Annotated in this window: 20 protein-coding genes; 10 read left to right on the forward strand and 10 right to left on the reverse strand. The window is 67.3% G+C overall.

All coding sequences use genetic code 11. The features are described 5' to 3' along the window. Positions 1–63: 63 nt before the first annotated feature. Genes C3E99_RS02790 through C3E99_RS02805 form a run of 4 tightly spaced genes read right to left on the reverse strand, consistent with a single transcriptional unit; the run spans position 64 to position 3,588 of the window. Positions 64–663, reverse strand: coding sequence for an ABC-type transport auxiliary lipoprotein family protein (locus C3E99_RS02790; RefSeq protein WP_076074320.1), 600 nt, complete (start codon positions 661–663; stop codon positions 64–66). A gap of 11 nt (positions 664–674) precedes the next feature. After that, positions 675–1,616, reverse strand: coding sequence for an MlaD family protein (locus C3E99_RS02795; RefSeq protein ID WP_067110222.1), 942 nt, complete (start codon positions 1,614–1,616; stop codon positions 675–677). Beyond that, complete coding sequence (locus tag C3E99_RS02800) at positions 1,616–2,482, reverse strand: ABC transporter ATP-binding protein (RefSeq protein ID WP_076074324.1); 867 nt, start codon at positions 2,480–2,482, stop codon at positions 1,616–1,618. The genes C3E99_RS02795 and C3E99_RS02800 overlap by 1 nt, the downstream gene beginning before the upstream one ends. After that, entirely contained in the window at positions 2,482–3,588 is a 1,107-nt protein-coding gene (locus tag C3E99_RS02805) for an ABC transporter permease (RefSeq protein ID WP_067110229.1), read from the reverse strand. Before C3E99_RS02805 ends, C3E99_RS02800 begins: the two co-directional genes overlap by 1 nt. A 98-nt stretch (positions 3,589–3,686) precedes the next feature. Between C3E99_RS02805 and C3E99_RS02810 the strand changes: the two genes are divergently transcribed. Next, the gene (locus tag C3E99_RS02810) at positions 3,687–4,394 is read left to right on the forward strand and encodes an HAD family hydrolase (protein WP_083675021.1); all 708 of its coding nucleotides are present in this window, start codon (positions 3,687–3,689) and stop codon (positions 4,392–4,394) included. A gap of 272 nt (positions 4,395–4,666) precedes the next feature. Here C3E99_RS02810 and C3E99_RS02815 read toward each other — a convergent pair whose 3' ends face one another. The 6 genes from C3E99_RS02815 to lgt form a co-directional block, all read right to left on the reverse strand. After that, entirely contained in the window at positions 4,667–5,959 is a 1,293-nt protein-coding gene (locus C3E99_RS02815) for a cystathionine gamma-synthase family protein (protein ID WP_067110232.1), read from the reverse strand. Positions 5,960–6,053: 94 nt separating this feature from the next. Continuing rightward, complete coding sequence (locus C3E99_RS02820) at positions 6,054–7,460, reverse strand: SLC13 family permease (RefSeq protein ID WP_076074329.1); 1,407 nt, start codon at positions 7,458–7,460, stop codon at positions 6,054–6,056. A gap of 24 nt (positions 7,461–7,484) precedes the next feature. Further along, positions 7,485–8,252, reverse strand: a complete 768-nt coding sequence (pgeF, locus tag C3E99_RS02825; protein ID WP_076074332.1) for a peptidoglycan editing factor PgeF — start codon at positions 8,250–8,252, stop codon at positions 7,485–7,487. Continuing rightward, on the reverse strand, positions 8,249–8,770 hold the full coding sequence (locus tag C3E99_RS02830; RefSeq protein WP_076074334.1) for a GNAT family N-acetyltransferase: 522 nt from the start codon (positions 8,768–8,770) through the stop codon (positions 8,249–8,251). Before C3E99_RS02830 ends, pgeF begins: the two co-directional genes overlap by 4 nt. A gap of 4 nt (positions 8,771–8,774) precedes the next feature. Then, a complete protein-coding gene (locus tag C3E99_RS02835; protein WP_234002572.1) occupies positions 8,775–9,770 on the reverse strand; it encodes a class I SAM-dependent methyltransferase in 996 nt (331 codons plus the stop codon). A 52-nt stretch (positions 9,771–9,822) separates the two neighbouring features. Next, positions 9,823–10,698: a prolipoprotein diacylglyceryl transferase gene (lgt, locus tag C3E99_RS02840; RefSeq protein WP_076074339.1), complete on the reverse strand. Its 876-nt coding sequence runs from the start codon at positions 10,696–10,698 to the stop codon at positions 9,823–9,825. A gap of 76 nt (positions 10,699–10,774) precedes the next feature. On the opposite strand from lgt, the gene C3E99_RS02845 reads away from it, so the two are divergent. From C3E99_RS02845 to C3E99_RS02885, 9 genes are all read left to right on the forward strand, one after another. Continuing rightward, positions 10,775–12,481, forward strand: coding sequence for a class I adenylate-forming enzyme family protein (locus C3E99_RS02845; RefSeq protein WP_076074341.1), 1,707 nt, complete (start codon positions 10,775–10,777; stop codon positions 12,479–12,481). Between the two features lie 367 nt (positions 12,482–12,848). Next, positions 12,849–14,090: an SAM-dependent methyltransferase gene (locus C3E99_RS02850; protein WP_076074344.1), complete on the forward strand. Its 1,242-nt coding sequence runs from the start codon at positions 12,849–12,851 to the stop codon at positions 14,088–14,090. An 82-nt stretch (positions 14,091–14,172) separates the two neighbouring features. Next, the gene (locus tag C3E99_RS02855) at positions 14,173–14,427 is read left to right on the forward strand and encodes a type II toxin-antitoxin system RelE/ParE family toxin (RefSeq protein ID WP_324787703.1); all 255 of its coding nucleotides are present in this window, start codon (positions 14,173–14,175) and stop codon (positions 14,425–14,427) included. Further along, positions 14,424–14,708 carry an addiction module antidote protein gene (locus C3E99_RS02860; protein ID WP_076074348.1) on the forward strand — a complete coding sequence of 95 codons (285 nt, stop codon included), beginning with the start codon at positions 14,424–14,426 and terminating at the stop codon, positions 14,706–14,708. Before C3E99_RS02855 ends, C3E99_RS02860 begins: the two co-directional genes overlap by 4 nt. A 148-nt stretch (positions 14,709–14,856) precedes the next feature. Further along, positions 14,857–16,095, forward strand: a complete 1,239-nt coding sequence (locus tag C3E99_RS02865; RefSeq protein WP_076074351.1) for a mechanosensitive ion channel family protein — start codon at positions 14,857–14,859, stop codon at positions 16,093–16,095. Between the two features lie 525 nt (positions 16,096–16,620). Then, positions 16,621–17,838 (forward strand): argininosuccinate synthase, encoded by a 1,218-nt coding sequence (locus tag C3E99_RS02870; RefSeq protein ID WP_067113208.1) that lies wholly within the window; start codon positions 16,621–16,623, stop codon positions 17,836–17,838. Positions 17,839–18,031: 193 nt separating this feature from the next. Beyond that, positions 18,032–18,250: a hypothetical protein gene (locus tag C3E99_RS02875; RefSeq protein WP_067181756.1), complete on the forward strand. Its 219-nt coding sequence runs from the start codon at positions 18,032–18,034 to the stop codon at positions 18,248–18,250. 49 nt (positions 18,251–18,299) lie between these two features. Further along, on the forward strand, positions 18,300–19,301 hold the full coding sequence (locus C3E99_RS02880; protein WP_076077624.1) for a threonine aldolase family protein: 1,002 nt from the start codon (positions 18,300–18,302) through the stop codon (positions 19,299–19,301). Continuing rightward, positions 19,298–20,290: a DMT family transporter gene (locus C3E99_RS02885; protein ID WP_076074353.1), complete on the forward strand. Its 993-nt coding sequence runs from the start codon at positions 19,298–19,300 to the stop codon at positions 20,288–20,290. The genes C3E99_RS02880 and C3E99_RS02885 overlap by 4 nt, the downstream gene beginning before the upstream one ends. Positions 20,291–20,581 lie beyond the last annotated feature (291 nt).

Here is a 20,581-nt window from a genome sequence, read left to right on the forward strand (position 1 = left end):
ATCTTCAGTTCCGCGTTCTACCCGGGTTGCTTCGTTTCGCCCGCAATGACGAGGCGGGATATCTCAATCCCCCAGCCACCCCGCGACGTCGCTCGCGACCTTGTTCGCGGCGCGGGTCAGCGCTTCACCCACCGGCTTGGCCTCGATCCGGCCGCCGATCGGCTCGCGCGCTTCGAAGCGGCGCTGGGTGACGGTCTTGCCGCCCGCGCCGACGCGCATCGCCTGGTAGACGACGATCGCCTCGTTCGACCGCGCATCGACCCCGAACTCCATGAGCTGCCCGGCAAGCTGCTCGCCCGGCGCGGTCAGATACTGGCCTTCGTCGATCACCACGCGGTTCGTGCGCGCGGCGACGGTTTCGGACAGCAGGCGCTGGAACAGCCGCTGCGGCGCCTCGACCCATTGCGCGTCCTTGACATAGGCGACGCTGGCATCGTCCTGTTGCACCGGGATGCGCGTCGTGCGCAGCTTCTGCGGCGCGGCGGGGATCAGGATGGTCAGCGTCGCGGCGTCGCTGGCGGTGCGCGCCTCGCCCGCCGCCGGGGCGGCGTCGGCATCGAGCGTCAGCAGGAAGGGCGGCACCTTGCCGCCGAAACTGACGCACCCCGAAAGCAGCAGGGCGCCGAGCGCGAGGGTCAAGGGAGTACGAAGGCGGCTGGGCATCGGACGAATCCTCATTTCTTGTAGTCGGGCAGCTTGCTGCCGCCGATCACGGCTCCGGCGCCCTGCTGGTCGAGCTTGTCGGTCAGGCTGGAGAGCGACGAGGAGGTGCGGCGCAGGTCGCGGATCAGCGCATTGGCTTCGGGAACGGTCGTCTCGCTGAAGGTGCGAAGGCCCGGCCGCGCGTCCGAAATCGCCTGTTCGAGCGTCTGCATCGACTGGTTGGCGGAGGCGAGCGTGTCGCGCAGATTGCGCATCGCCGGGTCGACGTTGCGGTCGATCGTGCCCTGCGTCGCGGCGGCGAGATTGCCGATCTGCTCGGCGGCGTTGCCCGTCTGCTGGATCGCGATGCGCGTGTCGGCGAGCGCCTTTTCGAGCGCAGGGCCGTTGCGCGCGAGGATCGCGGTCGATTGCTCGACATTGTTGAGGATGCCCTTGATGCTCGCCTGATTCTCGTCATCGACCAGTTCGGCGAGCCGTTCGGACAGCGTTGACAGGCGCTGGAGAAGCTGCGGCGCGGTGTTCAGCAGCTCGCCCAGCCCGCCGACGCGCGTCGGGATCACCGGCTTGCCCGCCGGCCCCTTGTCGCTGATCGGCGGTGCCCCCTTCACCGCGCCGTCGAGCGCGATCTGCGACACGCCGGTGAAGCCGACGCCCTCCAGCGCGGCGGTGGTGCCCTGCAGGATCGGCACGCTCTCCTCCACCTCGATGCGGACGCGGACGAACTGCGGATCGTCGGGCCACAGCGCGATCTGGCGCACCTGTCCCACCGGCACGCCGGAGAATTGCACCTGCGCGCCCTTGTTCAGCCCGTCGACCGACTGTTTGAAGAAGATGTCATATTCGCGCTTCGCGCCGCCGCTGTCGTTCGCCAGCCAGACCACGAAAAAGGCCAGCGCGACGGTGAAGAAGAGGACGAAGGCGCCCACCAGCACATTGTTCGAGCGTGTTTCCATCAGCTTTTCCTATCGCGCGGGACGCGCTCGTGCGATTCCGTCGCGGCGCGGCCGCGCGGTCCGTTGAAATAATCCTGTATCCAGGGGTGTTCGGTGGCAAGCAGTTCCGGGATCGTCCCGACTGCGATCACCTTCTTTTCGGCCAGCACCGCGACGCGGTCGCAGGTCGCATAGAGCGTGTCGAGGTCGTGGGTGATCAGGAAGACGGTCAGCCCCATCGTGTCGGCAAGCTCGCGGATCAGCGCGTCGAACTTGGCGGCGCCGATCGGATCGAGCCCGGCGGTCGGCTCGTCGAGGAACAGCAGCGCCGGGTCGAGTGCGAGCGCGCGCGCCAGCCCGGCGCGCTTGACCATGCCCCCCGACAGTTCGGCCGGATATTTGGGCCCGGCATCGGGCGGCAGGCCGACCATCGCGACCTTGTAGGCGGCGATCTCGTCGAGAAGCTGTTGGTCGATGCGCGGATAATATTCGCGCAGCGGCACCTGGATATTCTCGGCGACGCTCAGCGTCGAGAAGAGCGCGCCGCCCTGGAACATCACCCCCCAGCGGCGGCGCAGGTCGCGCGATTCCTCTTCGTTGGCGATCGTGTCGAGCGAGGTGCCATAGACCTCGATCTCGCCCGCGGTCGGAATCTGCAGGCCGACGATCGACCGCATCAGCACCGACTTGCCGGTGCCCGACCCGCCGACCACCCCCAGTATCTCGCCCGACCGCACGTCGAGGTCGAGGCCGTCGTGGACCACCGCGTCGCCGAACCGGTTGACGAGGCCGCGGACGCGGATCGCATATTCGAACTGCTCGGGCCGCACCGCCTCGGCCGCCGCGATCTCCTGCCGGATCTCCTCTTCCTGCTCGTCGGTGCTCATCAGTTCCACCCGATCGTCGAGAAGAAGACGGCGAAGAAGGCGTCGAGGACGATGACGAGGAAGATGGCGGCGACGACCGCAGAGGTCGTGCGGCGCCCGACCTCCTCGGCATTCTGGCGCACCTGCATCCCCTCATAGCAGCCGGTGACGCCGATCAGGATGCCAAACACCGGCGCCTTGATCAGCATGATCCAGAAATCGGTCATCGGGATGATCTCGCGCAGCCGCTGGATATAGGTGAGCGGCGGCAGGTCGAGCCCGACCCAGCAGAAGGCGCCGCCGCCGACGATCGCGCAGATGCTGGCATAAAAGGCGAGCAGCGGCATGGTGATCGTCGACGCGGCGACGCGCGGCAGGATGATCGCCTCCATCGGGGAGACGCCGATCGTGCGCATCGCGTCGACCTCTTCGGTCAGCTTCATCGTGCCGATCTGCGCCGCGAAGGCGGAGCCCGACCGGCCCGCGACCATGATCGCGGTCATCAGCAGCCCCAGCTCGCGGATCGAGGCGCGGCCGACGAGGTTGATCGTGAACACCTCCAACCCGAACTGGCGCAACTGCACCGCGCCCTGCTGCGCGATGACGATGCCGATCAGGAAGCTCATCAGCCCGATGATCGGCAGCGCGTCGACGCCGACGGTCTGGAAGCGGGTGACGATCGCGTGCCAGCGGATGCGCCGGCGGGCGCGAATCTGGATGAACAGCGCGATGATCATCGCGCCGAAGAAATCGACGATGCCGACCAGCTCGCGCCATATGCTGACGCTCGCGGTGCCGATCTGCTCGAGCATGCGCGCCCACATCGGCCGCCGGTCGCGATGGACGCGATATTCGCTCTTGTCGTCGGCCAGCGCCTTCAGCAGCCGCTGCGCCTCCTCACTGGCGCCGACCACCTTCGCGTCGTGCGCCTGCGCGGTGCGCGTCACGATCCAGGCGCCGACGGTGTCGATTCGCTCGATCGCGGAAAGGTCGAGCGTCGCGACGGGTCCCAGCGCGTCGAGCCGGGCGGGCAGGTCGCCGAGCCGCGCGAGCGTCAGACGCCCGGTAAAGCGCACATCGACGCCATCGGCTCCTTCGTCCGTCTCGAAATCCGCCCTGGCCGCCATCGTGCGGACGACCTTGGATTATTTGCCGAATGACGGCAAGCGAATCCGTGGCGCGGGCCGGGCTTGGCCGACGATGGCGGCGGGGGTAAGGAAGGCGCATGGATCGCCCGGCCGCCCCCGATTACGCCCACCGCATCGCGATGTACGACATGGATCGCACGATCACGCGCGCGGGCACCTACAGCGGCTTCCTGATGCACGTCGCGCGGCGGCGCCAGCCGTGGCGGCTGCTGCTGCTGCCGCTCGTCGCGCTCGCGGGGCTGGCCTATGCGCTGCGGCTGATCGACCGGTCGCGGCTCAAGGCGATCAACCTGCGACTGCTGGTCGGCAAAAGCTTTCGCCGGTCGGAGATCGCGCCGCTCGCCGAAAGCTATGCCGACAAGGTCGTCGCGCGCGGGCTGCACCCGGCGGCGCTCGACCAGATCGCGGCCGATCGCGCGGCGGGCTATCGCCTGCTGCTCGCGACCGCCTCCTTCCACCTTTATGTCGATGCGATCGCGCGGCGGCTGGGGATCGACGACGTCCTCGCGACGCGGCTCGACGAACCCGACGGCGCCGACCATGTCCATGCCCGGCTGGCGGGCGACAATTGCTATGGCGAGGCGAAGTTCGCGCGCATCGGCGAATGGCTCGCCGACAACGCCATCATGCGCGAGGCGGCGCATATCCGCGCCTATTCGGACCATGTGTCCGACCGGCCGATGCTGCATTTCGCCGATCAGGCGGTGGCGACGACCCCGTCGCGCCGGCTGAAGAAGCTTGCGCCGACGATGGGCTGGCAGGTTGTCGACTGGCGACGGAAATAGAATGTCGACGTCGCCGCTGCGAAAGCAGGGGTCGCTGTCGTCCTGCCGCCGCGCGTCATGAATTTCGCGCAGAGGCGCAGAGTTCGCGGAGGCTTTCCGAGTTTGTCGAAGCCTGTCCTGAGCGCCTGTCGGGCAGTCGAAAGGGGCCGTTCTTGCTTTTGAGGTCGAAAGATCAAGAACGGTGCTTCGACAAGCTCAGCACGAACGGGAGGGTTCCGTTTCTCTGCGAACTCTGTGCCTCTGCGCGAAAGATCCTACACTGGCTTTGCGGCTCAAACCGCCGCCAGCGCCTGGTCGAAATCGGCGATCAGGTCGTCGGCGTCCTCGATGCCGATCGACACGCGCACCAGATTGTCGGTGATGCCCAGCGCCTTCTTGCGCTCGTCGGGAACCGACAGGTGGGTCATCGCCGCGGGGTGACTGGCGAGCGTTTCGGTGCCGCCGAGGCTGACGGCGAGTTTTGCGATCTTCAGGGCGTCGAGGAAGCGGAAGCTTTCGGCCTCGCCGCCGCGGATGAACAGCGAGAAGGTCGATCCCGCGCCCGAACAGTGCCGGTCGAAGATGTCCTTTTGCCGGGGGTCGGCGATGAAGCCGAGGTAGCCGAGTCCCTCGACCTTCGGATGATCCTTCAGGAAGGTGCAGACCTTCAGCGCATTCTCGCCCGCGCGGCTCATCCTGAGTTCGAGCGTTTCGAGGCTGCGCAGCAGCATCCACGCGGTGTTCGGGTCGCAGATGGTGCCGATGGTGTTGCGCATCGGTCGGATGATGTCGATCAGCCGCTGGTCGCCCGACACGCCCCCGGCGACGAGGTCCGAATGCCCCCCGGCATATTTGGTGAGGCTGTAGACGACGAGTTCGGCGCCCTGTTTCAGCGGCTGCTGCCACAGCGGGCCGAGGAAGGTGTTGTCGATCGCGATCGCGGGCTTCTGATCGCCGGGGAAGGCGGCGTCGCGCGCCGCGCGCACCGCCTCGACATCGACCAGCGCATTGGTCGGGTTCGCCGGGCTTTCGAGATAGACGAGCGCGACCTTGCCGCCCTTTTCGTCGGCCAGCGTCCTGGCGCGCGCGAGCAGCGCGTCGAGTTCCTCGCGCGTCGCGCCGGCGGGGAAATCGACGAAGCTGACCCCGAAGCGCGACAGGATGCGCGCGATCAGCGTCTCGGTCGCGGCATAGAGCGGGCCCGAATGGACGACGACATCATTCTGGTTGACCAGCGACAGTAGCAGCGTGGCGATCGCCGACATGCCGCTGGAAAAGACGAGGCTGTCGTCGGCGCCGTCCCATATCGCGAGGCGGTCTTCGAGGATTTCCTGGTTCGGCCCGTTGAAGCGCGAATAGACGAGGCCGTCGGCCGGCCCCTGCCGCTTGCCGGTGATATGTTCGAAGAAGCGCTTGCCCGCCGCCGCATTCTCGAAGGCGAAGGTCGAGGTGAGGAAGATCGGCGGCTTCAGCGATCCTTCGGACAGCACCGGGTCGTAGCCATGCCCCATCATCAGCGTCGCGGGATTGAGCGTCCGGCCGCCGATCGTCTTGATGTCCGCCTTGGGTTTGCCGCGCATGGCCATGAAATGCTCCTTTGGATGAGGCGTTCCGTCTACAACAGCGCCGGTTGCAATTGAAACGAAATCCGCGCGCGGCGCGTGCCACGGCCGCCCCGCCCTACACCAGCATCGCGACGGTCCAGATCACCCCGATCAGCAGCGGCGCGCCGATGATGTCGAGGACCAGCCCGGCCTTCAGCATGCGCGGCAGCGCGATGTGGCCGGTCGACCAGGCGAGCGCGCTCGGCCCGGTGCCCGACGGCAGCATGAAGCCCCAGCTCGCCGCCATTGCGACGGGCAGGGCGAGCAGGATCGGATCGGCCCCCGTCGCCGCGATCAGCGCGGTCAGCACGGGCATGATGCCGCTCGCGGTCGCGACATTGCTCGCGAACTCGGTGACGAGGATGGTCAGCGCAACGATGATCAGCGCCAGCAGGATCGCGGGCATCGCGCCGAGCGGGGCGAGGATGGTGCCGAGCCACGCCGCGAGCCCGCTTTCGGTCATCGCCGCCGCCAGCGCCAGCCCGCCGCCGAACAGCATGATGACGCCCCACGGCGCCCGGTCGGCTTCCTTCCAGACCAGCAGCGGACGGCCCGTCCCGTCGGGAACGACGAACAGCAGCAGGCTGCCCGCCACCGCGATCGTGCCGTCGGTCAGTGCGCCCTTCGGAAACAGCGGCGCCAGCAGCGGCTGCGCGATCCACGCCGCGACGACCAGCAGCGCGACGGGCACGACGCGGCGCTCGGCGCGGCTCCACGTCGTCGCCTCGCCCAGCGCGCTCGCCGCGGCGGCGGCGTCGAAGGGATGGTCCTTCAATCGCTGGACGCGCGCGAGGACGAAGGTGACGATCGGCACGCTCAGGATCACGACCGGCAGGCCGAACATCAGCCAGTCGAGGAAGGAGATGTGCACGCCCAGCGTCCGCTCGATCAGCCCGGCGGCGATCGCGTTCGTCGGCGTCGCGACCAGCGTCCCGAACCCGCTGATCGTCGCGCCGAAGGCGGTGCCCATGATCACCGCACCGGCGAAACCCTCTGTCTCTCCTTCCGGGATGCCCGCCGCCTCGATCACCGCGAGCGCGATCGGGATCATGATCAGCGCGGTCGAGGTGTTGGAGACGAGCAGGCCGATCGCCGCGGTCGCCGCCATGAAGGCGAAGAGCAGCCCGGTCGCGGTCGGCGGCGCGCGCTTGAGCAGCGCCAGCGCGACCCGGCGGTGCAGGCCGACGCGCTCGATCGCCAGCGCCAGAAAGGCGCCGCCCAGGATCAGGAACAGGATCGGCGAATAATATTCCTTGGCGATGGCGTTGGAATCCATCACCCCGAAGCTGGGCACGAGCAGGAAGGGCAGCAGCGCGGTGACCGTCAGCGGCATCGCCTCGGTCATCCACCACACCGCCATCAGCAGCGTCATCGCCGCGACCGCCCAGGCGCCCGGCTCCATTCCCGCGGGCGCCGGCAGCATCCGCATCAGGGCGAACGCCAGCAGCCCGCCGACCAGCCCGAACAGCCGTGCCCCCGTCATCGCACCTCCCTCATCGCGTTCCCCTCATCGCGCCGCGATGCCGATCAGCGCCATCTGGCGTCCATAGCTGTCCTCGCCCCGGTGGCAGGCGCGGCGATAGCTGAAATACTCCGCGGCCTCGGCATAGGTGTCCTGCCCGTCGATCGCGATCCGCGCCACCCCCGCCGCGGCAAGGCGCGCGGCGACATAGGCGGCGATGTCGAACATCGCGTGGCCGGCGCGCGCGGCGGCGAAGAAGCGCTCGTTTTCGGGGTCATCGTCGACGAAGCGCTGCACGAAAGCCTCGTCGACCTCATAGGAGGCGCGGCCGATGCACGGGCCGATCGCGGCGGTGATGCGCGAGGCGTCGGCGCCCAGTCCCTGCATCGCGTCGAGCGTCGCGTCGGTGACGCCCGCGAGCGCGCCTTTCCACCCGGCATGTGCGGCGCCGACGACGCCGGCCTCGCGGTCGGCGAACAGCACCGGCACGCAGTCGGCGGTCAGGATCGACAGCAGGATGCCCGGGGTGCGGGTCGCAAGCGCGTCCGCCTCCGGCCGCGCGGCGGGGTCGCTTGCCGCATCGACGACGACGCAGCGGTTGCCGTGGACCTGATAGAGGCCGGCCAGCGCCGCGCCGGGCAACAGCGCGTCGGCGGCGCGGCGGCGGTTCTCGGCGATCAGCGCGGGATCGTCGCCCGACCCGAGCCCGCAGTTGAGCGAAGCGAGGTCGCCGCCCGACACCCCGCCGCGGCGTCCGAAGAAACCGTGCGGGACGCCCTCCAGCGGCGCGGCGGTGCGAAAGGGCGGGGTCACAGGTCGAGCCTCCAGATGCGATCTTCGTCGATATGGTTGCCGACCCGGAAAGCGTTGCGGCCGACGTCGACGAAACCATAGCGGCGATAGAAGGCCTGCGCGCGCGGATTTTCGGTGAACACCGACAGATAGAGGATGGCGGCGCGCTCGCGGGCCCAGGCGATGCTCCATTGCATCAGCGCGGCGGCGACCCCGGTGCCCTTCGCCGCCTCGCCGACATAGAGTTGGTGCAGTTCGGTCGCATCGTCGGCGGGCTGGCCTTCGGGCAGCGCGAAGTCGATCGGGCCGAGCTTCGCAAAGCCCGCGATCGCGCCCCCTGCATCGCGCACCAGCCCGATCGTCCAGGCGGGGTCGGCGATCTGCGCGCGGATGCGCGCGGGCGGGTTCCAGTCGGCGAGGAAGGCCGCGAGGTCGGCGGGGTCGTAGAGAGGGCCGAAGGTGTCGACGAAGGCCGCTTCGGCAAAGCGCGACAGCGCCTCGGCATCGTCGGCGCGGGCGGGGACGACGGCGGCGGTCATGCGGTCACTCCGGAAAGCCGGCGGGGCGCGGCCAGCCGGCCGCCGACACCGCGAGGCACTGGAACAGCTCGCCCATCTGGCCGGGCTCGACCAGCCGGTCGCGCTGGCCGCGCAGTTCGGCGGCGCGCGCGGGCGCCGCGGCGCTCAGCGTTTCGAGCCGCGCGTCGATTCCCATCGCGCTCAGCCAGATGCCCTGTCCGACGGGGCCGAGGACGTGGGTCGAGGGGCGCCGCGCGGCATGGGCGAGCGCGGCGAAATCGACATGCGCGGTCAGGTCGGCCTCGCCCGGATCGGCGAAGGGATCGGCGAAGCGATGCGCCTTCACCGCCTGCAGCGTGTCGCCCGCCGCCGGGCCGCTGTAGCCATAGTCGACGGCCAGCATCGCGCCGCCCTGCCGCGCGAGGCGGGCGCTGCACTTGTGCATGACCGCCGCCGCCGCCGGGGCGGTCTCGACGATCGTGCCCTCGCCGCGCACGCGCAGCGCCGGGGGGATGATCTCGTCCACCGGCGTGTCGCCGGGGACCGCGACGAGGCGGCCGTCGCGGCGCTCGACCATGCGCTCGCGCCAGCCGTCCGCCGTCCGCACATATTGATGGATCGGCAGCGCGTCGAAGAATTCATTGGCGACGACGATCAGCGGCAGGTCGTCGGGCAGGGCGTCGACCGCGTCGTGATGCTCGGCCGACGACAGGCGCGCCGCCTGCGCCGCGCGCAGCACCGGGCTCGCCTCGACCAGATGGATGCCCTGCGGCGCGCAGCCGAAGCGCGCGAGCGTGCGCAGCGCGTCGGCGGCCAGCGTGCCGCGGCCGGGGCCGATCTCGACATAGCGAATCGCGGGGCTGCCCGCGCGCCGCCACAGGTCGGCGATCCAGATGCCGATCATCTCGCCGAACATCTGGCTGATCTCGGGCGCGGTGGTGAAGTCGCCGGCGGTCCCCAGCGGGTCGCGCGTCGCATAATAATGCGCGTTGGCGGCCGCCATATAGTCGGCGACCGTCATCGGCCGTCCCGCCGCCACTTCCCTGATCAGCTGCGCCGGCGTGGGCGGGCCGTCACGCAATGCTGTCGGGCCCCGCGATCGGCTCGACGCGCTGGCGGCGGCCCCTGGCGGTCGCGACCAGCCAGATTCCGGCGATCAGCATCGGCACCGTCAGCGTCTGCCCCATCGTCAGCCCCCACGGCAGCGTGCCGAGCTGGACGTCGGGTTCGCGGACGAATTCGAGCGCGAAGCGGCTGAGGCCATAGAGGATCGCCGCCATGCCGAACAGGAAGCCGGGCTTGTAGCGCGCATCGGTGCGCCAGAAGATGAAGGCGAGGACGAGGAAGGTCACGACGCCCTCCAGCCCCGCCTCGTAGAGCTGGCTCGGGTGGCGCGGGTCCATCGTGCCGCTGCCCGGAAAGATGATCGCCCAGGGCACCGTCGTCGGGCGTCCCCACAGCTCGCCGTTGACGAAATTGGCGACGCGGCCGAAGAAGAGGCCGAAAGGCACGACGCACGCGATATAGTCGCAGAAGCGCAGGAAGCTCAGCTTTTCCTTGCGCGTGACGTACCAGATGGCGATCAGCACGCCGACCACGCCGCCGTGCAGCGACATGCCGCCGTCCCACAGGCGGAAGATGGCGATCGGGTCGGCCAGATAGGCGCCGAGATTGTAGAAGAGGACATAGCCGATGCGGCCGCCGAGGATGATGCCGAGCATTGCATAGAAGATCATGTCGTCGGCGTGGCGACGCGCCATCGGGGCGCCCGGCTGCGCGATTAGCCTCAGCAGATACCAATAGCCGACGAAGATGCCGGCGAGATAGGCGAGCGCGTACCAGCGGATCGGCAGGCCGAAGACGTGGAAGGCGATTTCGCTGTTTTCGCCCATCAGATCATGGAAGTTCAAATATTGCGTTGCTTCGGCTAGAAGCGCAGGAAATGTCATAAAGGCTCGGCCCTTCCCCAGGAGAGGCCTTTCCCCATAAGGGGTAAGCGCACCGAGACCAAGAGGAGAGATACTGATGCCATCCGCGCTCGACCTGCGCCTGGACGCCGCTTACGAACAGATCACCGGCCCCGGAGGGCTCATCCAGGTCGGATCGGTCGAACGCTTCGGGCGGGACCTGCCGTTCATCACCAATGCGCCGACCAACCTCGCCGACTATGTCGCCTTCTTCTGCGCGCAGCACGGCGACGCGACCTTCCTGGTCGAGGGCGACGAGCGCCTGTCGTTCCGGCAGACCTATGCGGCCGCGCGGCGGGTCGCGGCGGCGCTGGTCGAAGGGCACGGGGTGCAGCGCGGTGACCGCGTCGCGATCGCGATGCGCAACGCCAACGCCTGGTGCGTCGTCTATATCGGCGTGCTGCTGGCGGGCGGCTGTGCGACGCTGCTCAACGGCTGGTGGCAGGGCGGCGAGCTGGCGGCGGGGATCGCCGACAGCGAGGCGAAGCTGGTCATCGCCGACCCGCAGCGCGCCGAACGGCTCGCCGGAACCGCGCACGGCGCGACGGTGATCACGCTCGACATCGCCAGGCCGATCGACGAGGCGATCGCGCCGATCACCGACGCGGGCGGCAGCGCGGAGACCGAATTGCCGCGGCTGACCGGGCAGGACCTTGCGACCATCCTTTTCACCTCGGGATCGACCGGCCAGTCGAAGGGCGCCTATTCGCGGCACGAGGCGGTGGTGCAGGCGGTCTTCAACTATGTGACCCAGACCGCCAGCATCGTCCATCTGCTGACCCAGGACGGGCTGATGTCGGACATCCAGCCCGCGACGCTGATCTGCACGCCGCTGTTCCACGTCACCGCCGAGATTCCGGTGTTCCTGCAAAGCTTCGCGCTGGGGCGCAAGCTGGTGCTGATGCCGAAATGGAACGCCGAAGAGGCGATGCGGCTGATCCAGGACGAACAGGTCAATTATTTCGTCGGCGTGCCGCTGATGAGCTACGAGATCCTCGTCCATCCGAACCGGTCGAAATACGACCTGTCGACCTGCAAGAGCTATGCGGGCGGCGGTTCGCCGCGTCCGCCCGAGCACGTCAAGCGCCTCGCCACCGAGATGGGCGACGGCAAGCCGCTGCTCGGCTACGGCCTGACCGAGACCAACGCCGTCGGCTGCGGCATCATCAACGAGAATTATCTCGAAAAGCCGCTGTCGACCGGCCCGGCGTCGAAGCCGCTCGTCGACCTCGCGATCCTCGACGACGACGGCAACGCGCTGCCGCAGGGACAGGTCGGCGAAATCTGCATCCGCTCGGTCTGCAATTTCGAAGGCTATTGGAACAATCCCGAGGCGACGAAGGCGGCGATCTTCGCCAACGGCTATTTCCGCTCGGGCGACCTCGGCTATCTCGACGCGGACGGCTATCTGTTCATCGTCGACCGCAAGAAGGACATCATCATCCGCGGCGGCGAGAACATCAGCTGCCAGGAGGTCGAGGCGGCGATCTACGAACATGACGACGTGAACGAATGCGCGGTGTTCGGCCTGCCCGACGAGCGGCTGGGCGAGGTGCCGGGCGCCGTGTTGTGGACGAAGCCGGGCAGCGCGCTCGATGCCGCGGGGCTGGCCGATTTCCTGAAGGCGCGCCTCGCGCCCTTCAAGGTGCCGCAGCGCATCTGGATCGCGCGCGATCCGCTGCCCAAGCTCGGCACCGAAAAGATCGACAAGGTGACGCTGCGCACCCGCTACCGCGAGGAATATGCGGCGGAGGCGGCCGCCTAAGGTCTGTGGGATTCAGATTGCGGCTTGTTCCGGGTCGTGTGTCCCCGCGAAGGCGGGGACCCATCTCCGGTCGGCGCAAGATGGAACCGGTGGGAGATGGACCCCCGCCTTCGCGGGGGAACACGACTTTTACAAATCAACGCGATATGATCTGAATTCCCGCAGTTCTTAGACTGTCCCGCCGTAGCGCTTCGAGGTCGTCCGGCCCCGAACGTCGTGCCGGCTTTCGCTGGGATGACGGACAATCGGGCATTGCGTGCACGACGCGGGCTCCGCGCCGCGACCGGGACGACATCGGCGATCCTGCATGCTATGCCGGCAACCGAGCGCAACCAAATGCCGCCACGGGGGTTCTGAACCGAGACCTATGTCGATCCTGCGTCCCTTCCTTACCCGCGTCGTGCGCCGCGGCAGGTTGACCGTCGTCATGCCCGACGGTCGCGAAGAGCGTTTCGGCGAGCCCGAATCCGGTTTTCCGGAGGTCACCGTCCGCTTCCGGAACCGGCGCGCGATGCGCCGGATCATCTTCGATCCGCGCCTCGGCGCCGGCGAAACCTTCATGGACGGCGACCTCCAGATCGTCGAGGGCGACATCATGGAGCTGATCGCGCTGCTGCGCATGAACACGCCGTGGGACCGCGGGGCGAAGCTCAAGGACAAGACCGTCTTCGGCGAATGGCTGGAAGGGGTGCGGACGCGATTCAACTCGATCAACCGCCGCCGCAGCGCGCGCGCCCACGTCCATCATCACTACGACATCGGCAACGATCTCTATCGCCTCTTCCTCGACGACGACATGCAATATAGCTGCGCCTACTGGCCGCGGCCGGACATGACGCTGGAGCAGGCGCAGGCGGCGAAGAAGGCGCATATCGCGGCAAAGCTCGCGCTCGCGCCCGGGCAGCGCGTGCTCGACATCGGCTGCGGCTGGGGCGGGATGGCGATCACGCTGGCGAAGCTGGAGCAGGTCGAGGTGCTGGGCATCACCCTGTCGGACGAGCAGCTCGCCCTCGCGCGCCAGCGTGCGGAGGCGGCGGGGGTCGCCGACCGCGTGCGCTTCGAACTGATCGATTATCGCGACCTTGCGGCGCGCGAGCCGGGGCGCTTCGACCGCATCGTTTCGGTCGGCATGTTCGAACATGTCGGCGCGCGCAATTTCGAGGCCTTCTTCCGCGCCTGCGCGAACCTGATGACGGCGGACGGGGTGATGCTGCTCCACACCATCGGCCGCTTCGGGGGGGCGGGATCGACCGACGCCTTCACGCGCAAATATATCTTCCCCGGAGGCTATATCCCCGCGCTCAGCGAGACGGTGGCGGCGAGCGAGAAATGCCGGCTGATCGCCACCGACGTCGAGACGCTGCGCCTCCACTATGCGCTGACGCTGCGCCAATGGTATGCGCGCACCGTCGCGCACGAGGCACAGATCGTGGCGATGATGGGCGAGCGCTTCTTTCGCATGTGGACCTTCTACCTCGCCGGCGCGACCGCGGCGTTCGAGAGCGGCAGCATGGGCAATTACCAGATCCAGTTCGCCCGCAGCCGCCGCGCGCTGCCGCTGACGCGGGATTATATGGGCGAGGCGGAAGCGCAATATGGCGCGATGTAATCCGTAGTTGACACGTCTGACCGTGTAATCTATAGTTCACATATGATCGAAATTCGGCGCACGGACGATTTCATCCAGTGGATTGCCGGACTTCCGGGACGTTGCAGCACGCGCTCGTATCGCAAAGCGCCTCAATCGTCTTGCGACGGGTAACTCGGGGGATGTCAAATCGGTCGGCGGCGGAGTCAGCGAACTGCGCTTCACGTTCGGGCCCGGATATCGCGTTTATTTTACGAGGCGGGGCGATGTCGTGGTGATCCTGCTGTGCGGTGGCGACAAGGGATCGCAATCGCGCGACATCGAAAAGGCCAAGGCGATGGCGAAGGAGATCGAATGATGGCTATTGAAACCAAAATCTGGGATCCGGCAGAACTTCTTCGCACGCCCGAGGATATCGCCGCCTATCTCGACACCTATCTGGAAGACGGCGACAGCGAGGAAATCCGCGAGGCGTTGAGGACCATCGCTCGCTCGCAAGGCATGACGGCGCTGGCCCGCAAGACCGGTCTGACGCGGGAAGCCCTCTACAAGGCGCTGGGTGAGAACGGCAATCCGACCCTCGATACGCTGGTCAGGATATGCAGGGCATTGGGGCTGCGACTTTCGCTGGCGGCGTGAAAAGGCGGAAACGGGTTCGGCATGACAAAGGCGTAGGTCAGCCTGCGGAAGTCGGCGAAATTTGACACCGGCGCGCGGGGCGTGCGATGTTTTGATATCCCGTCCATAGCCAAAGGAGACAGGCCTGCGCGCCAGCAGGCACGATGTCATGCATTCCATCACGACCGAAACCCTCTCGATCGCTGCTGTTTTTCCCTTCCTTGCCGACCTGCCGCCCTGGGCCGAGACCTTGATCGGCCTGGGCCTGCTCCTCACCATCGCCTGGGTCGTCAACTTCATCGTCAAGCATGTCGTGTTGCGCGTCGCGCTGCGCTGGCTGCCGCAGGGCGGGCCGACGCCGGTTCCCGTCGCGGCAAGGCTTGCCAACGTCTTTCCCGCGCTTGTCATCTCGTCGGGCATCGGAGCGGTGCCGCATTTGCCCGCGGGCGTCGTCACCGTGGTCGGCAATGTCGTCGCCGCCTCCATCATCCTCTTCATCGCCATGGCGATCAGCCGGGCCTTCAGCCTGGGGAACGAGATATACGAGCGGCGGCCCGACGCCGCGAGCCGGCCGATCAAGGGCTATATGCAGGTGCTGAAGATCATCCTCTATGCCGGGGCGGCGATCCTGATCGTCGCGGCATTGATGGAGCAATCGCCCCTGCTGCTGCTGTCCGGCCTCGGCGCGATGGCCGCGGTGCTGATGCTGGTGTTCAAGGATACGATACTTTCGCTCGTCGCGTCGGTGCAGCTCACCTCGAACGACATGCTGCGCGTCGGCGACTGGATTGAAATGCCGCAGCTCAACGCCGATGGCGACGTGATCGACATCGCGCTGCACACGATCAAGGTGCAGAATTGGGACAAGACGATCACCACCATCCCGACGCATCGCCTGATCGCGGAGAGTTTCAAGAACTGGCGCGGCATGTCGGAATCGGGCGGGCGCCGGATCAAGCGGTCGCTGCTGATCGACCAGAACTGCATCCGCTTTCTGACCGCGGACGAAGAGCAGCAACTGCGCCGCCTGCGGCTGATCGACGATTATCTGGAGAGCAAGCAGGGCGAACTGGGCGAATGGAATGCCCGGGTCGAACGGGCCGGGCACGATCCGGTCAACAGCCGCCGCGTCACCAACGTCGGCACCTTCCGCGCCTATGTCCTCGCCTATCTGCGGGCGAACGGTCGCATATCGAAGGACATGACGTTGCTGGTCCGGCAGCTGGCGCCGACGGCGCAGGGCCTTCCCATCGAAATCTATTGTTTCACCAGCACGACCGCGTGGGCGGAATATGAGGATATCCAGTCGGATATCTTCGATCATCTGTTCGCGATCATGCCCGAATTCGGACTGCGGCCCTTTCAGGACCCGAGCGGCGTCGACTTCCGGCTTCTGCGCGCCGCCTGACGCGCTGTTCCTACGCTCCGCGCGCTCGCGGTGCGGTCAGAGCGCGATGACATCGAATGGACTCGTCATTGCGAGCGGCGAAGCCGCGCGGCAATCCAGAGTGCGCGGTAACCGCCCTGGATTGCTTTTCCCGGATCAGGTCCATCCTTCGTCATGCTGAACTTGTTTCCCTTTTGCGCCGCTTTTCATTCGAGGGCAGGCCATGGACCCCCGGATCGGGTCCGGGGCAGGCTCTGAAACGAGTTGGCGTTTATACCCTTGAGACAGGGACGCTGGTGATCCCCGGCGAAAGCCGGGGTCCATGCGAGGCAGGCGCACGTAGCTGGACCCCGGCTTTCGCCGGGGAACGCTCACCTGTCGGAAGGGGATGTTTGCCGAACAAGTTCAGGGTGACGAAAGGGAAAGTTCCGCATGGCGAAGGATGTGGCCGCGCCCTTTTCCGCCCCTTCGCCCGATCAGGCCGTTGCGCCGCGCGGGCTGGCCTGCTAGCCGCGCCCGCGTCGTCTCCCGCCAGAAGGTGCCATCATGTCCGAGTCCATCAAGCGCGTCGTCCTCGCCTATTCGGGGGGGCTCGACACCAGCGTCATCCTCAAGTGGCTGCAGACCCGCTATGGCTGCGAGGTCGTGACCTTCACCGCCGATCTGGGGCAGGGCGAGGAACTGGAACCCGCGCGCGCCAAGGCCGAGCTGATGGGGATCAAGCCCGAGCATATCTTCATCGACGACCTGCGTGAGGAGTTTGTCCGCGACTTCGTCTTTCCGATGATGCGCGCCAACGCCCGCTACGAGGGCGACTATCTGCTCGGCACCTCGATCGCGCGGCCGCTGATCTCGAAGCGGCTGGTCGAGATTGCGAAGCAGACCGGCGCCGACGCGGTCGCGCACGGTGCGACGGGCAAGGGCAACGATCAGGTGCGCTTCGAGTTGTCCTGCTATGCGCTGAACCCTGACATCAAGGTGATCGCGCCGTGGCGCGAATGGGACCTGACGAGCCGCACCGCGCTGATCGACTTCGCCGAAAAACACCAGATTCCGGTGCCGAAGGACAAGCGTGGCGAAAGTCCCTTCTCGACCGACGCGAACCTTCTCCACACTTCGTCGGAGGGCAAGGTGCTCGAGGATCCGTGGGAAGAGACCCCCGACTATGTCTATTCGCGCACGGTGAACCCCGAGGATGCGCCCGATGCGCCCGAATATGTCACCATCGATTTCGAGCGCGGCGACGGCGTCGCGCTGAACGGGCAGGCGATGTCGCCCGCGACGCTGCTCGCGGCGCTCAACGACCTTGGCCGCAAGCATGGCATCGGCCGGCTCGACCTCGTCGAGAACCGCTTCGTCGGCATGAAGTCGCGCGGCATGTACGAGACGCCGGGCGGCGAAATCTATGCCCGCGCGCATCGCGGGATCGAAAGCATCACGCTCGACCGCGGCGCGGCGCACCTGAAGGACGAGCTGATGCCGAAATATGCCGAGCTCATCTACAACGGCTTCTGGTTCGCGCCCGAGCGCGAGATGCTGCAGGCGGCGATCGACCACAGCCAGGAAAAGGTGACGGGCACGGTGCGGCTCAAGCTCTACAAGGGCAGTGCCGCCGTTGTCGGCCGCAAGTCGCCGCACAGCCTGTACAGCGAGCGCCACGTCACCTTCGAGGACGACGCCGGCGCCTATGACCAGAAGGACGCGGCGGGCTTCATCAAGCTGAACGCGCTGCGGCTCAAGCTGCTGGCGAAGCGCGACCGCTGATCGCGCGGCGCGGCGCGGTTTTCGGCTGGCCGCGCTCGCGCGGCCGAAGCCGGTCGGTCCGGTCGTTTCATGCGCCGTGCCGTCCGCCCCTGCCACCACCATGCAACCGAATCGCGGTAAGGACGTTCCGGGTCCGATGGAGTCTCCCGCCATCGGAACGGGGCGATTTTGCTCGGGAGCGGAGTGGTCCGCCATGGAGAATCCTGCCGCGCCGAACGACGGCGTCTACGAATGGCACAGCCGTTCGATCCTGCTGCCCCGTTTCGGTCTGCTGCTCGACCGCAACGGCACGCACTTCCGCCTGCTGATGCCGGGCGAATATCTGGTGCGCCGGTCGCGGACCAAGGGCAAATGGCTCTACCGTCCGCGCTCGCCCGACCGGGACGCCGCGCCGGACGCGTGGAGCAAATAACGGCTTAGCAGGATGCCCGTCCTGCGCTAAGGGCGGCGGCATGACCGCCCTGCGCTTCTTTTCCGACAATGCGGCTGCGGTCCATCCCGCGGTCATGGACGCTCTCGCCGCGGCGAACCACGTCGATACCGCCTATGACGGCGACGCGCTCAGCCGGTCGCTCGACGCGGCCTTTTCGGACCTGTTCGAAACGGAGTGCGAGGTCGTCTGGATTTCGACCGGAACCGCGGCGAACAGCATTATCCTCGCCCATTTCGTGCGGCCGTGGCAGGGCATCCTCTGCTATGAGGAAGCGCATATAGAGGTCGACGAATGCGGCGCCCCGACCTTCTATTCGGGCGGCGCCAAGCTGATGCCGCTGCCCGGCACGGGGGCGAAGATCGACGCCGATGCGCTGAAGGCGCGAATCGCCGGCATCCGCGCCGACGTCCACCAGGTCCAGCCGGCGGCGATCAGCATCACCAACGCGACAGAATATGGCCTGTCCTGGCGTCCCGACGAGGTCGCCGAGATCAGCGAGATCGCGAAGGCCAGCGGCATGAAGCTGCACATGGACGGCGCGCGCTTCGCCAATGCGGTCGCCTTTCTCGGCTGCACGCCGGCCGACGTCACCTGGCGCGCCGGGGTCGACGCGCTGTCGTTCGGCTTCACCAAGAACGGCGCGATGATGGCCGAGGCGCTGGTGTTCTTCGGCGGCAGCGGCGGTGCTGGCGTACGCGAACTCAAGAAGCGCGGCGGGCACCTGCTCAGCAAGGGGCGCTTCGTCGCGGCGCAGATCCGCGCGATGCTGAAGGACGATCTGTGGCTCGCCAACGCGCGCGCCGCCAACGCCGGGGCGGCGGCGCTCGCCGCGGCCTGCGGCGACCGGCTGATGTATCCGGTCGAGGCGAACGAGCTGTTCGTGCGGCTGACCGCCGAAGAGGCGGCCGATCTGCGCGCACAGGGATTCGATTTCTACGACTGGGGCGAAGGCGCCGCGCGCCTCGTCACCAGCTGGGATCAGGACGCCGCCTCGACGGCGCCGCTCGCGGCGGCGATCGCCGCGCTATGAGCCAGCCCGGCGTATCGCTCCTCCATCCGCGCGTCCTTATCCCCTTCGCTCTGGTAACGCTGATCTGGGGATCGACGTGGATCGTCATCAAGGGGCAACTCGGCATCGTCCCGCCGAGCTGGTCGGTGACCTATCGCTTCATCGTCGCGGCGGCCGCGATGTTCCTGTTCGCCGCGATGCGGGGTGAACGGCTGTGGCTCGACCGCCGGGCCTTCGCCTTCGTCGTGCTGCTCGGCATCGCGCAGTTCACCTTCAACTTCAATTTCGTCTATCGCGCCGAACAGCATATCACGTCGGGGCTGGTCGCGGTGCTGTTCGCGCTGCTCATCGTGCCGAACACGCTGTTCGGGCGGCTGTTCCTGAAGACTCCGCTCGAAGGGCGCTTCCTGGCGGGTGCCGGAATCGCGATCGTCGGCGTCGGGCTGATGATCCTGCACGAATATCGCGCCGCGGCGCTCGGTCCGCAGGCGGTGGTCGCGGGCACGCTGCTGACGCTGACGGGGGTTTTCTCGGCCTCGATCGCCAACGTCATGCAGGGGACGAAGATCGCCCGCGCGCAGTCGATGACGGTGATGATCGCATGGGCGATGCTCTTCGGCGCGCTCGCCGATGGCGGCTTTGCATGGATTACGACCGGGCCGCCGACGATCGAGGCGACGCCCGTCTATCTGCTGGGCGTCCTCTATCTGGGTATCGTCGCCAGCGCGGTGTCCTTTCCGCTCTATTTCAGCGTGATCCGCGCCGTCGGCCCGGGGCAGGCGGCGTGGTCGAGCGTGCTGATCCCGATCATCGCGATGGGTTTTTCGACCGTCTTCGAAGACTATCACTGGGCGCCGCTGTCGATCGCAGGCGGCGCGGTGGCGCTCGCCGGACTGATCATCGCGGTGGCGAAGCGGCCCGAGCGCCCCTCGGTCAGCGGAAACATGGTATCGGTCGCGGTCGACGCCCCCGAATGCTCGGCCATGGCGAGCGAGAACCCGCGCGACTGACGCCGGAGCGACCTACGAAAGGCTTTCCTACGTTATCGCGCCGTGCCGGCCTTCGACGCATGACTGCTTCAATTTGTGCATACACGCGTCTCCCCTCCCGCTTGCGGGAGGGGTCGGGGGTGGGCCAGCGGCGTTGCATTTGCCCACCCCGCTGCGGCTAGCGAACAAGTTCGCAAGCCTCGCTGCCCCTCCCGCAAGCGGGAGGGGAGGTCGAATGGACGCACGACCCCTCGAACAAAGGGGCGTACCGTGTGCTCTGTATGCCTTGAAATGATGTTGCGCGCTTTTCGC

The organism is Sphingopyxis sp. MG (genome assembly GCF_002953155.1).
GTDB lineage: Bacteria > Pseudomonadota > Alphaproteobacteria > Sphingomonadales > Sphingomonadaceae > Sphingopyxis > Sphingopyxis granuli.

Bases quoted from the DNA above. Each gene is read 5' to 3' on its own strand.
- C3E99_RS02790 (WP_076074320.1), bottom strand. From the start codon at position 663: ATGCCCAGCCGCCTTCGTACTCCCTTGACCCTCGCGCTCGGCGCCCTG.
- C3E99_RS02795 (WP_067110222.1), bottom strand. From the start codon at position 1,616: ATGGAAACACGCTCGAACAATGTGCTGGTGGGCGCCTTCGTCCTCTTC.
- C3E99_RS02800 (WP_076074324.1), bottom strand. From the start codon at position 2,482: ATGAGCACCGACGAGCAGGAAGAGGAGATCCGGCAGGAGATCGCGGCG.
- C3E99_RS02805 (WP_067110229.1), bottom strand. From the start codon at position 3,588: ATGGCGGCCAGGGCGGATTTCGAGACGGACGAAGGAGCCGATGGCGTC.
- C3E99_RS02810 (WP_083675021.1), top strand. From the start codon at position 3,687: ATGGATCGCCCGGCCGCCCCCGATTACGCCCACCGCATCGCGATGTAC.
- C3E99_RS02815 (WP_067110232.1), bottom strand. From the start codon at position 5,959: ATGGCCATGCGCGGCAAACCCAAGGCGGACATCAAGACGATCGGCGGC.
- C3E99_RS02820 (WP_076074329.1), bottom strand. From the start codon at position 7,460: ATGACGGGGGCACGGCTGTTCGGGCTGGTCGGCGGGCTGCTGGCGTTC.
- C3E99_RS02830 (WP_076074334.1), bottom strand. From the start codon at position 8,770: ATGACCGCCGCCGTCGTCCCCGCCCGCGCCGACGATGCCGAGGCGCTG.
- C3E99_RS02835 (WP_234002572.1), bottom strand. From the start codon at position 9,770: ATGACGGTCGCCGACTATATGGCGGCCGCCAACGCGCATTATTATGCG.
- lgt (WP_076074339.1), bottom strand. From the start codon at position 10,698: ATGACATTTCCTGCGCTTCTAGCCGAAGCAACGCAATATTTGAACTTC.
- C3E99_RS02845 (WP_076074341.1), top strand. From the start codon at position 10,775: ATGCCATCCGCGCTCGACCTGCGCCTGGACGCCGCTTACGAACAGATC.
- C3E99_RS02850 (WP_076074344.1), top strand. From the start codon at position 12,849: ATGTCGATCCTGCGTCCCTTCCTTACCCGCGTCGTGCGCCGCGGCAGG.
- C3E99_RS02860 (WP_076074348.1), top strand. From the start codon at position 14,424: ATGATGGCTATTGAAACCAAAATCTGGGATCCGGCAGAACTTCTTCGC.
- C3E99_RS02865 (WP_076074351.1), top strand. From the start codon at position 14,857: ATGCATTCCATCACGACCGAAACCCTCTCGATCGCTGCTGTTTTTCCC.
- C3E99_RS02870 (WP_067113208.1), top strand. From the start codon at position 16,621: ATGTCCGAGTCCATCAAGCGCGTCGTCCTCGCCTATTCGGGGGGGCTC.
- C3E99_RS02875 (WP_067181756.1), top strand. From the start codon at position 18,032: ATGGAGAATCCTGCCGCGCCGAACGACGGCGTCTACGAATGGCACAGC.
- C3E99_RS02885 (WP_076074353.1), top strand. From the start codon at position 19,298: ATGAGCCAGCCCGGCGTATCGCTCCTCCATCCGCGCGTCCTTATCCCC.